9 protein-coding genes are annotated in these 11,963 nt (G+C 69.5%); 6 read left to right on the plus strand and 3 right to left on the minus strand.

Going from position 1 to position 11,963, the window contains the following annotated elements:
• Positions 1-3: 3 nt before the first annotated feature.
• A complete protein-coding gene (locus V7Z82_RS01135) occupies positions 4-3,690 on the minus strand; it encodes a multifunctional oxoglutarate decarboxylase/oxoglutarate dehydrogenase thiamine pyrophosphate-binding subunit/dihydrolipoyllysine-residue succinyltransferase subunit (RefSeq protein WP_334147114.1) in 3,687 nt (1,228 codons plus the stop codon).
• A 161-nt stretch (positions 3,691-3,851) separates the two neighbouring features.
• On the opposite strand from V7Z82_RS01135, the gene V7Z82_RS01140 reads away from it, so the two are divergent.
• From V7Z82_RS01140 to V7Z82_RS01150, 3 genes are all read left to right on the plus strand, one after another.
• Positions 3,852-5,306 carry a GuaB1 family IMP dehydrogenase-related protein gene (locus V7Z82_RS01140; RefSeq protein ID WP_334147116.1) on the plus strand — a complete coding sequence of 485 codons (1,455 nt, stop codon included), beginning with the start codon at positions 3,852-3,854 and terminating at the stop codon, positions 5,304-5,306.
• Positions 5,307-5,443: 137 nt separating this feature from the next.
• Positions 5,444-6,760: a hemolysin family protein gene (locus tag V7Z82_RS01145; protein ID WP_334147120.1), complete on the plus strand. Its 1,317-nt coding sequence runs from the start codon at positions 5,444-5,446 to the stop codon at positions 6,758-6,760.
• Positions 6,757-7,818, plus strand: coding sequence for a hemolysin family protein (locus V7Z82_RS01150; protein WP_334147123.1), 1,062 nt, complete (start codon positions 6,757-6,759; stop codon positions 7,816-7,818). Before V7Z82_RS01145 ends, V7Z82_RS01150 begins: the two co-directional genes overlap by 4 nt.
• Positions 7,819-7,908: 90 nt before the next feature.
• Here the strand turns inward: V7Z82_RS01150 and V7Z82_RS01155 are convergent, their stop codons facing one another.
• A complete protein-coding gene (locus tag V7Z82_RS01155) occupies positions 7,909-8,976 on the minus strand; it encodes an NADH:flavin oxidoreductase/NADH oxidase (RefSeq protein WP_334147125.1) in 1,068 nt (355 codons plus the stop codon).
• A gap of 56 nt (positions 8,977-9,032) precedes the next feature.
• Here V7Z82_RS01155 and V7Z82_RS01160 point away from each other — a divergent pair, with 56 nt between their 5' ends.
• Genes V7Z82_RS01160 through V7Z82_RS01170 form a run of 3 tightly spaced genes read left to right on the plus strand, consistent with a single transcriptional unit; the run spans position 9,033 to position 11,437 of the window.
• A complete protein-coding gene (locus V7Z82_RS01160; protein ID WP_334147127.1) occupies positions 9,033-9,869 on the plus strand; it encodes an ADP-dependent NAD(P)H-hydrate dehydratase in 837 nt (278 codons plus the stop codon).
• Positions 9,870-9,877: 8 nt separating this feature from the next.
• Complete coding sequence (locus V7Z82_RS01165) at positions 9,878-11,104, plus strand: hypothetical protein (protein WP_334147129.1); 1,227 nt, start codon at positions 9,878-9,880, stop codon at positions 11,102-11,104.
• Positions 11,105-11,107: 3 nt separating this feature from the next.
• The gene (locus tag V7Z82_RS01170; RefSeq protein ID WP_334147131.1) at positions 11,108-11,437 is read left to right on the plus strand and encodes a thiamine-binding protein; all 330 of its coding nucleotides are present in this window, start codon (positions 11,108-11,110) and stop codon (positions 11,435-11,437) included.
• Between the two features lie 28 nt (positions 11,438-11,465).
• Here the strand turns inward: V7Z82_RS01170 and V7Z82_RS01175 are convergent, their stop codons facing one another.
• The gene (locus tag V7Z82_RS01175; protein ID WP_334147133.1) at positions 11,466-11,918 is read right to left on the minus strand and encodes a DUF2000 domain-containing protein; all 453 of its coding nucleotides are present in this window, start codon (positions 11,916-11,918) and stop codon (positions 11,466-11,468) included.
• Positions 11,919-11,963 lie beyond the last annotated feature (45 nt).

Genomic DNA, 11,963 nt, shown 5'->3' on the forward strand with positions numbered 1-11,963 from the left:
CGATCAGCTGACCGTGAGCGCTTCTCGCAGCAGAGTCGCCTGCTCGGCGGCGTGCACCTTCGACGAACCGGTCGCGGGCGATGCCGAGGCCGTGCGGGCGACGGGGCGGAACGTGCGGTCACCGGGGACATCAGCGAAGGCGAGCGCCAGGAACGGCCAGGCGCCCTGGTTCTCCGGCTCCTCCTGCACCCACACCAGCTCGGCGTTCGGGTACGAGTCGGTGACCTTCTTCAGGTCTTCGATCGGCGTCGGGTAGAGCTGCTCCAGACGGACCAGCGCGACCTCCGGGTTCGGGTTCTTCTCGACCTCGGTGCGCAGATCCCAGTGCACCTTGCCCGAGTGCACGAGCACGCGCTTGACGGCCGAGCGGTCGAGATCGCGGTGGTCGTCGATCACGGGCTCGAAGCGGCCCTGCGTGAAGTCCTCGACCGGGCTGGTGGCGCCGCGCAGACGCAGCATCGCCTTCGGGGTGAAGACGATGAGCGGCTTGCGAGGACGCGCGTACGCCTGGCGACGCAGCAGGTGGAAGTACGACGCGGGGGTCGACGGGCGGGAGACGATCATGTTGTCCTGCGCGCACAGCTGCAGGAAGCGCTCGATGCGGGCGGACGAGTGGTCCGGCCCCTGGCCCTCGTATCCGTGGGGGAGCAGGAGGGTGACGCTGGACTGCTGTCCCCACTTCTGCTCGGCCGCCGAGATGTACTCGTCGATCACGGACTGGGCACCGTTGACGAAGTCGCCGAACTGCGCTTCCCAGAGCACGAGCGCCTCAGGCGCCTCCACCGAGTAGCCGTACTCGAAGCCGAGCGCGGCGTACTCGCTGAGCAGCGAGTCGTAGACGAAGAACCGGCCCTGTGCATCCGACAGGTTCGACAGCGGCAGCCATTCCTGGCCGTTGGCCCGGTCGTGCAGCGACGCGTGGCGCTGCACGAAGGTGCCGCGACGAGCATCCTGTCCTGCGAGACGGACGGTCGTTCCCTCGACCAGCAGCGATCCGAAGGCGAGCAGCTCGCCGAAGCCCCAGTCGATGCCGCCGTTGCGGCTCATGTCGAGACGCTTCTCGAGCAGCTGGTTGATCTTCGGGTGCACCGTGAAGCCCTCTGGCTTGTTCACGAAGGCATCGCCGATCAACTGGATGACCTCGCTCGGCACACCGGTCACATCGGGTGCACCGACCTGGTCCTCGACCGGCGGCAGCTCCGGAGCGATCGGCGTCGCCCCGGTCTCTGCGGCGTGGGTCTCGGCGAACGCGATCTCGAGACGGTTCTGGAAGTCCGCCTTGGCCTCGTCGTACTCCTGCTCGGTGATGTCACCACGTCCGACGAGCGACTCGGTGTAGAGACGGCGGACCGAGCGCTTCGCCTGGATCAGGTCGGTCATCAGCGGCTGCGTCATCGAGGGGTCGTCTCCCTCGTTGTGGCCGCGTCGGCGGTAGCAGACGAGGTCGATCACGACGTCGCGGTGGAACCGCTCGCGGTACTCGAACGCGAGCTGAGCGACGTGGATGACGGCCTCCGGGTCGTCGCCGTTCACGTGGAACACCGGCGCCTGGATCGTCTTGGCGACGTCGGTCGCGTAGATCGACGTGCGTCCGTCGCTCGGGGTGGTCGTGAAGCCGACCTGGTTGTTCACGACCACGTGGATCGTGCCGCCGGTGCGGTAGCCGCGCAGCTGCGACATCTGCAGCGTCTCGACCACGACACCCTGGCCTGCGAAGGCGGCGTCGCCGTGCACAAGGATCGGCAGCCAGGCGAAGGTGCCGATCGGCTTGCGGTCCTGCTTCGCGCGGACGATGCCCTCCAGCACGCCGTCGACCGTCTCGAGGTGCGAGGGGTTGGCTGCGAGATAGACCGGCAGCTCCGACGCGTCGTCTGCGACGAAGGTGCCCTCCGTGCCCAGGTGGTACTTCACATCACCGGAGCCGCGCTGGTTGCCCGGCGTCTGGGTTCCCTCGAACTCGCGGAACACCTGGCCGTAGGTCTTGCCGGCGATGTTGGTGAGCACGTTCAGGCGGCCTCGGTGGGCCATGCCGATCGCCGCACCGTCGAGTCCGGCTGTCGCCGCACCCTGCAGGATCTCGTCGAGCAGCGGGATGAGCGACTCGCCGCCCTCGAGGGAGAAGCGCTTCTGGCCGACGAACTTCGTCTGCAGGAAGGTCTCGAAGGCCTCGGCCTCGTTGAGCTTGCGGAGGACCCGCAGCTGCTCGTCATGGCCGGGCTTCTGGTACTTGACCTCCACCTTCTCCTGGAACCAGCGGCGCTGCTCCGGGTCCTGGATGTGCATGTACTCGATGCCCAGCGTGCGGCAGTAGGAGTCGCGCAGGACGCCGAGGATGTCACGCAGCTTCGCGACGCGACGGCCGCCGAAGCCGCCGGTGACGAACTCGCGGTCGAGGTCCCAGAACGTGAGGCCGTGGCTCTCGATCTCGAGGTCGGGGTGCGAGCGCTGCACGTACTCGAGCGGGTCGATGTCGGCCATGAGGTGGCCGCGCACGCGGAAGGAGTTGATGAGCTCCTGCACGCGGGACTGCTTGTCGACGCGCTCCGCGAGGTCGACCGCGATGTCGGGGTTCCAGCGGATCGGCGCGTACGGGATGCGGAGTGCGGCGAAGATGTCGTCGTAGAAGCCGCGCTGCCCGATCAGGAGCTCGTGCACCTTCTTGAGGAACTCGCCGGAGCCGGCACCCTGGATGACGCGGTGGTCGTAGGTGCTCGTGAGCGTGATCGTCTTGCCGATCGCGAGCTCGTTGAGCGTCCGCGCGCTGGCACCCTGGAACTCGGCCGGGTACTCGAGGGCGCCGGCGCCGATGATGCAGCCCTGGCCCTTCATCAGACGCGGCACGGAGTGCACGGTGCCGATGCCGCCCGGGTTGGTCAGCGACACCGTGGTGCCCTGGAAGTCCGCTGCGGTGAGCTTGTTGTTGCGGGCGCGGGTGACGAGGTCTTCGTAGGCGACCAGGTACTCGCTGAAGCTCAGGGTGTCGGCGCGCTTGATGCTGGGCACCATGAGCGCGCGCGTGCCGTCCGGCTTGGGCAGGTCGATCGCGATGCCGAGGTTCACGTGGGCCGGCGCGACGACGGAGGGCTTGCCGTCGATCTCGGCGTAGAACACGTTCTGGCTGCGGAACTCGTCGAGCGTGCGGATGAGCGCCCAGCCGATGAGGTGCGTGAAGCTGATCTTGCCGCCGCGCGTGCGGGCCATGTGGTTGTTGATGACGATGCGGTTGTCGATCATCAGCTTCGCCGGGATCGTGCGCACGCTGGTGGCGGTCGGGACGGTCAGCGACTCGTCCATGTTCGCTGCGAGGGTCTTGGGCAGGCCGCGGAGCGGGGTGACCTTGTCCTCTTCGGCGGCGTCCTGCGTCTCCTTCGCGGTGGGCTTCGGAGCCTGCGCGGGGATGGGAGCTGCTGCTGCCGGCTTCGTGGTCGTCCTGGCGACGGGCTGCGAGCCGATCACGGGGATCGGCGCGGTCACCGGGTGCGCGGCAGTCGCCGACTCCCCGGATGCTGCTGGCGCCGCGGCGGGCGCGGCAGGTGCTGCGGTCTCGGAGTGGTACTTCTCGAGGATCGGCCACCACTCCTTGTCCACGGAGTCGCGGTTCTCCTTGAACTGCTCGTAGAGCTCTTCGACGAGCCAGGAATTGGCTCCGAACCCCCCGTCGCCTCCGACGCCGGTCACCTGGTTCGACACTCTCGATCGCCCTCTTTCATCGCTGAAGCACACTGTGCTGATCACGGGCGCGGTCATGCGCCCGGGTTCGCACACTCTCGATCGTCAAGCCTAACGTGTTTCGCACCGGCAATCGTCGAAGCAACCCGCCGTACACGCCGCGATCTCGGTACCGTGGAGACATGGAGTTCTCTGGTGCGCTGCCGACTGTCGATCTGACCTATTCGGACGTGTTCCTGGTGCCGCGACGATCCGCGGTGACGAGTCGCCTCCAGGTCGATCTGGCGCCGCGCGACGGCACACCCGCCACACTCCCGCTGGTCGCGTCGAACATGAACTCCGTCACCGGCCCTCGGCTCGCCGCTGTGCTGGCACGCCGTGGGGGCATCGGCGTCCTGCCGCAGGACATGCCGCTGCAGGATCTCGACTCGGCGATCCGCGAGGTCAAGGCGCAGCCCGTCCTGTGGGACACCCCGCTCGTGCTGCCGCCGGAGGCATCCGTCGCCGATGCGCTCCGCCTGCTCCCAGCCACGGCGGGACACGGGATCGTGGTGGCGCAGGGACCGGCACCGGTGCAGGTCGATCGAATTCTCGGCATCCTTCCCGCCACGCGCCTCGCGACCGCGCTGCCCGATGCGCAGCTCGGCGACCTCGTGCGTGCTGGGACGCCCTCGATCGACGCGGACGACATCGGATCGGAGCGGCACGCGTTCGACGTGATCACCGACGCCGAGGTCGAGATGGTCACCGTCGTGCACCACGGGCACCTGGTCGGCACGCTCAGCGCCCGCAGCGCGTTGCGCTCCACGCTGTACCGTCCAGCGCTCGACGCCGACGGTCGGCTCGTGGTCGCCGCCGCCGTCGGGATCAACGGCGATGTCGCGGCCAAGGCTCGCGCGCTCGCCGGCGCCGGGGTCGACGTGCTGGTGCTCGACACCGCGCACGGCCACCAGGACGGGATGCTCCGGGCGCTGCGAACGGTATCGGAGCTCGGCCTCGGGCTGCCGATCGTCGCCGGCAACATCGTCACGGCGGACGGCGTCAAGGACCTCGTCGATGCCGGAGCATCGATCCTCAAGGTCGGCGTCGGGCCGGGCGCCATGTGCACGACGCGCATGATGACCGCGGTCGGGCGTCCGCAGTTCTCTGCCGTGCTGGAGACCGCGCAGGCGGCGCAGGAGCTCGGTGCCCACGTCTGGGCGGACGGCGGCGTTCGCTACCCCCGCGATGTGGCACTGGCGCTCGCGGCCGGTGCGGCATCCGTCATGGTCGGCTCCTGGTTCGCCGGCACGATCGAGGCGCCGGGGGAGCTGCAGACCGACGACGACGGGCGCATCTACAAGGAGTCCTGGGGCATGGCGTCGACCAAGGCGGTGCAGGCCCGGTTCGGCAGGCTCGACGCCTACGAGCGGGCGCGCAAGGAGCTGTTCGCCGAGGGCATCTCCTCGTCCCGCATCTACCTGGACCCGCTGCGTCCTGGTCTCGAGGACCTGCTCGACATGATCACCTCCGGCGTGCGTTCCTCCTTCACCTACGCGGGCGCGGCGAGCGTTCCGGAGTTCCACGAGCGCGCCGTGGTCGGCCTGCAGTCCGCAGCGGGCTACGAGGAGGGGAAGGCCCTGCCGGTCAGCTGGTGAGGCACCCGCGCGGAAAACTCGGCGCGCACGAGCGTGAGAGCGCTCGGGTTCGGTAGAATCGTCTGCATAATGGACGACCCTCCCAGTTGTAGTACCTCGCCCCACTGTCCGCCTCTCGCACCGGAGAGGAACCGCTGATGGACTACATCATGTTGGGCGTGGGGCTGCTGCTCACGGTCGGCACCGGCCTCTTCGTCGCGAGCGAGTTCGCGCTGGTCAATCTCGATCGTGCTGAACTCGAGGCTCGACAGGCACGAGGCGAGACCCGCCTCGCACTCACGATCAGTGCCCTCAAGCACACGTCGACGCATCTCTCCTCGGCCCAGCTCGGCATCACCCTGACGACGCTGCTCACCGGATACACGATGGAGCCGGCGCTCTCGAATCTGCTGCGTCCGACCCTGGTCGCCTGGCACATCCCCGAGGTCGCTGTCGCTCCCATCGCGACGATCGTGGCGATGTTCGTCGCCACCGTGCTCTCGATGATCCTCGGTGAGCTCGTCCCCAAGAACTTCGCGCTGGCCCTGCCGCGCGCGACCGCCAAGCTCGTGATCCCGTTCCAGACGGCGTTCACCACCGTGTTCCGCCCCGCGATCGTCGTGCTGAACGGCAGCGCGAACGGCGTGCTGCGCAGCATGGGCATCGAGCCGAAGGAAGAGCTCTCCGGCGCGCGCAGCGCCGAGGAGCTCTCGTCGCTGGTCCGCCGATCTGCGAGCGCCGGCGTGCTCGAGGCCGACACAGCGACGCTGCTCGACCGCACGCTCACGTTCTCGCGGCTCAGTGCTGCCGACGTGATGACGGCGCGCCCCAGCATGCACGCGATCGCGGCCGGAGACACGGCCGACGACGTCATCCAGCTCGCCCGCCGCACCGGGCACAGCCGCTTCCCCGTCTACGACGAGGACCTCGACGACATCACCGGCGTCGTGCACCTGAAGGCCGCGATCTCGGTGCCCCGCGATCGTCGCACCGATGTGCCGGTCGGGGCGCTCTCGACCGAGCCGCTGCGGGTGCCGGAGACCGTGCACGTCGATGCGCTCATCTCGGAGCTCCGGGCCCGCGGGTACCAGCTCGCGATCGTGGTCGACGAGTACGGCGGAACCGCCGGTCTCGTGACCCTGGAGGACCTGGTCGAGGAGCTCGTCGGCGAGGTCGCCGACGAGCACGACCGCACCAGGGCCGGCGTGATCAGGGGCCGTGACGGCGTCACGTTCCCCGGCGAGCTGCGACCCGATGAGCTGCGCCAGCGCGCCGGCGTGGATGTGCCGGAGGGCGAGGTGTACGACACGGTCGGAGGATTCGTGATGAGCGTGCTCGAGCGCGTGCCGGTGGTCGGCGACGAGGTGCCGCTCGACAGCGGCAGCCTGCAGGTCGTCCGGATGGACGGCCGCCGCGTCGATCGCGTCAGATACGTCCCCAGTCCGTCGATGAGCGATGAGGAGGCCACCCGATGAGCGACTGGGGAGGACTCGCCTGGCTGGTCGTGCTGCTCGTGGCCAACGCCTTCTTCGTCGGCGCCGAGTTCGCGGTGATCTCCGCGCGGCGCTCGCAGATCGAGCCGCGCGCAGAACAGGGATCGCGCGCTGCCAAGACGGCGCTGTACGCCATGGAGCACGCGACGCTGATGCTCGCGACCTCGCAGCTCGGCATCACGATCTGCTCCCTGCTGATCCTGAACGTGTCGGAGCCCGCCATCCACCACCTGCTGGCAGTGCCGCTGCACGCCGTCGGGCTGCCGGACGCCGCCGTCGATGCCGTGTCGTTCACGATCGCGCTGCTGATCGTGTCGTTCCTGCACGTGGTCTTCGGCGAGATGGTGCCAAAGAACCTCGCGTTCTCGGTGCCGGATCGCGCCGTGCTCATCCTCGCCCCGGCGCTCGTGTGGGTCTCGAAGGTGTTCATGCCGGTGATCTGGGTGCTGAACGCCGCCGCGAACGGCGTGCTGCGGCTGTTCCGCGTCGAGCCGAAGAACGAGGCTGCCTCGACCTTCACGCTCGACGAGGTCGCGACGATCGTCAGCCAGTCTCGCCGAGAGGGTGTGCTGATGGATGCCGCAGGTACGGTGGCGGCCGCGGTCGAGTTCAGCGACAAGAAGGCGCGCGACGTGGCCGTGCCGCTGAGCGAGCTCGTGACGCTGCCGCAGTCCACGACTCCGGACGACATCGAGAAGGCGGTGGCCCGCTACGGGTTCTCGCGCTATGTGATCGTCGACGACGATGCGACTCCGATCGGCTACGTGCACCTGAAGGACATCCTCCGGGCGTCCGAGGGACCGGATGCCGAGATCAAGATGATCCAGCCGGTTCCGGCCAAGCGCGTCCACCACATGGTGCCGGTGCAGGAGGACACGGACCTGGAGGACGCGCTCGCGGTCATGCGCCGCGCGGGGCGCCACCTGGCGAAGGTGCGCGACGCGCAGGGGCAGACCACCGCCGTGCTGTTCCTCGAGGACATCCTCGAGGAACTGGTCGGCGAGGTGCAGGACGCCACTCGGCGCATCCGCGGTCGCTGATCGACTCGCAGCGCACGCACGAAGGCCGCCGATTCCCGAGGGTGTCGGCGGCCTTCGTCGTGCACGGCGAGACTCGGATCCGGGTCGGGCTCAGCGCCAGTGCGCCCGCTCGTACTGCGGGGGCCAGGCGACCTCGACGCCGAGCTCGTGCGCTGCGCGCAGGGCGAAGTGCGGGTCGCGCAACCACTCCCGGCCGGCGAAGATCGCGTCGGCAGCGCCCTCGGCGAGCACCTGCTCCGCCTGCTCGGCAGCGGTGATGAGCCCGACGGCCGAGACCGGGATGCGCCCGCCCTGCCGCACGCTCTCGGCGAGTGGCACCTGGTAGCCGGGGAACACGCTGATCTGCTGGTGTGCGACGAGTCCGCCGCTGGACACGTCGATCAGGTCGGCGCCGTGCTCGGTCGCCCACTCGCCGACCCGCGCTGCCTCCTCGGGCGTGAAGCCGCCCTCTGCGTGGTCCGTCGCCGAGATGCGCACGAACAGCGGCACGGTGTCGCCCGCAGCCTCGCGGACCGCATCGATCACGCGCAGCAGCAGCCGGGCGCGGTTCTCGAGCGAGCCGCCGTACTCGTCGTCGCGTCGATTCGACAGGGGAGACAGGAACTCGTGCAGGAGGTAGCCGTGGGCGCTGTGCAGTTCGAGCACGTCGAAGCCGGCGTCGAGCGCGCGGTTCGCGGCATCCGCGAATGCCGTGACGAGTGCGTCGATGCCGGCGGCTTCCAGGGCCTCCGGCTCCGCGAATCCCTGGAACGCGCTGGCAGACGGCGCGACCGTCGTCCAGCCGCCCTGATCCGCTGGTACCGACCCCTGCGCGTCCGCCCAGGGCCACCACGTCGACGCCTTGCGGCCGGCATGCGCGAGCTGGATGCCGGCGGCGGCCCCGCGGTCGTGGATCGCCTCGACGATCGGCGCCCAGGCGTCACGCTGCTCGTCGGTCCAGATCCCGGCGTCCCTCGGCGAGATGCGCCCCTCGGGGACGACCGCGGTGGCCTCGGCGATGATGAGCCCGGCGCCACCGGATGCGAACTGCGTCAGGTGGGTGTGGTGCCACTCCTGCACGACGCCGTCCTCGGCGCTGTACATGCACATGGGCGACACCCACAGACGATTGCGGAGGGTCAGGGATCGGATGGTCAGCGGGGAGAAGAGAATGCTCACCCTCAGACGCTACTCCGCGGTGGGTGGGCCGGGGGTCGTCGGGCTAACGTGGAGTCATGATCGAGGTGCGCGAGTGGACTCGTGGCGATACTGCTCGCCTGCTGCGGGTGCCGACGTCGGGCGATGACAAGTACTCTCGGGGCGTCGTCGCACTGCGTACCGGTTCGGACACCTACCCCGGCGCTGCCGTGCTCGGCACCGAGGCGGCCTGGCGCGCCGGTGCGGGATTCGTTCGATACGTGGGCGGCGAGCGGGCCGGGGATGCCGTGCTGGCGCGCCGCCCCGAGACGGTGGTCGGCTCCGACACCGGACGCTCAAGGGTCGATGCCTGGGTGATCGGCTCCGGCACCGACGCCGACTCGCGAACAGATGCCGAGACCGCCGCGCTCCGCGAGATCCTCGCGGGAACGGCGAGCGTCGTGGTGGATGCCGGTGCCCTGGACCTGGCCGGCGGGAGCCACGCTCCCGTGCTCCTGACTCCGCACGCGAAGGAGTTCGCCTCGTTGCGCACGGCGCTGCGGCTGCCGGCATCCGATGACGAGCATCGGGCTGAGGCCGCTGTCGAGGTCGCGGCCGCGCTCGACGCGACCGTGCTCCTGAAGGGCGCCCGCACGCTGATCGCCGATGCAGGCGGGCAGGTGATCGAGGTCGCAGCCGGCACGGCGTGGCTCGCAACAGCCGGCACCGGCGATGTGCTCGGCGGTGTCCTCGGCGCGCTGCTCGCCGCGAACCCGCACGCAGCAGTGGCCGAGGTCGCAGCCGCCGGCGCTTGGCTGCACGGCTCCGCGGGTCGTCTGGCGGCCGGCGCGGTCGACGGGGCGCCGGGGCATCCGATCGTCGCTCTCGATGTCGCGCACGCGCTCCCGCGGGCGATCGCGGACCTCCTGGCATGACGCGACGGATGACGACGCGCCTCACCGCGCTCTGGTGCGCGTTCCTCGGGGTGCACGTGATCTCCGCCCTGGTGGGCTGGATCTATCCGAGCCAGCCGATGGGCGACGTGGTGCTCGTCTATGAGCCCTGGGCGACGCAGGCGCTCAGCGGCGGTCCGATCGTCGGCATCACCGAGACCTGGGTGTACCCGCAGCTCGCGCTCGTGCCGATGCTGCTGACCACGCTGCTCTCGATGCCGTTGATCCCGCTGCTCGGCGCCTCCGGAGCGTTCCTGATCGCCTGGGCCGTGCTGGTGACCGCACTCGACGCGCTGGCCTTCCGCGTGCTGCTGGGGCGTGCTCCCGCACGGTCGCGCACCACGGCGGCATGGTTCTGGATCGCCGCACTGCTGCTGCTCGGCCCGATCGCGATCTACCGCATCGATGCGATCACGGTGCCGATCGCCGTCGTCGGCGGTCTCTGGCTGATGACCCGCCCCGCGCTCGCGGCGGCGCTGCTCACGATCGGCGCCTGGATCAAGATCTGGCCGGGCGTGCTGGTCGTCGCAGCGATCATCGCGCTGCGCTCGCGCATCCGCATGCTGCTCGCCGCTGCAGCGGTCACCGCCGTCGTCGTGGTCGTGCTGGTCGTGCTCGGAGCCGATCACGAGCTGTTCGGCTTCCTGACCGAGCAGACCGGACGAGGGTTGCAGATCGAGGCCGTCGCCGCGACGCCGTTCCTGTGGCTCGCCGTCGCCGGCACCGCGCGCATCGAGTACAGCTTCGACATCCTCACCTTCCAGATCACGGCCGCGGGAGTGGGTGCCGTCACCGCGCTGCTGACGCCGCTGATGATCCTGCTCGTCGCCGTGATCGCCGCGATCGGGCTCGCGAAGACGGCTCGCGGAGCATCCTTCCACCGTCTGTTCCCGCCGCTCGCCCTCGCGCTCGTGGTCGCCCTCATCGTGAGCAACAAGGTCGGCTCGCCCCAGTTCCAGAGCTGGCTGATCGCTCCCGTCATCCTCTGGCTCGTGCTCGACGCCGCGCGGGCGAGGGTGCCTGCCATGCTCGTCCTCGTGCTCTGCGCGCTCACCTGCCTCGTGTATCCGTTGAGCTACGACGCGCTGCTGCGAGCCGAACTGCTGCCGGTGCTCGTGCTCACGCTGCGCAACGCGCTGCTCGTCGTCCTGCTCATCGTCGGAATCCGCGCGCTCGTGCGGGTGCCGACCGACCGTCCAACGAAACACCGGGAGTGAACCATGCTGATCGCCTTCTCCGTCGCACCGAGCGGAACCCCTGCCGAGGGGATCGAGCGCACCGACGCCTCCGTGCATGACGCGGTCGCCGCCGCCGTGCGCGTCGTGCGCGAATCGGGGCTGCCGCACCGCACCACGAGCATGTTCACCGAGATCGAGGGTCCTGACTGGGATTCGGTGATGGATGTCGTCAAGCGCGCCACCGAGGCCGTGATGCCCTTCGGCTCGCGCGTCTCGCTCGTGCTCAAGGCCGACATCCGGCCCGGATACTCCGGCGAGCTCGACGCGAAGCTCGAGCGCCTCGAGTCCGCGATCGAGGAGTCGGGGGAGTAGCCCGCCGGTTCGGGCCGCCGCCGCGCGTTCACACGTGCAGACGGGCGCCCTTCGCGATGCGGTCGACCGCGTTGCGGGGCCCGCGGAGCGCGATGCCGACCAGATCGAGGTCGGCGGATGACACCGCGGCCACCGCTGCCCGGTTCGCATCGTCGTGGCCGGTGTCGAAGAGCTGTCGCGTGTAGATCGCGAGCGCCATGTCGTCCCGCGTGGTGGCTTTCGCACGCGCGGTCCGCAGGAGCGCCAGATCTCCGGTCATCACGAGGACGGGCTGCCGCAGCATCGGAAGGTACTCGGCGCCGTCGCCGTCGCGATACGGCTCGCCGGTCACTCCCGGCGAGCTCACGGCGATGCCCGACATCAGGAACGCGGTGACATTGAGCTCCTGCCAGGCCGTCAGGTCGCTGTTCAGGAGGACCACGACCTTCGTGTCGAAGCGAAGTGCGGGTGCCGGATCGAGTGCTGTCTGCGTCGTGCTCATGACTCCACGATCTCGCCCCGCACCTCACCACGTCTTGTACGTTTC

Source organism: Microbacterium sp. (genome assembly GCF_036823965.1).
GTDB lineage: Bacteria > Actinomycetota > Actinomycetes > Actinomycetales > Microbacteriaceae > Microbacterium.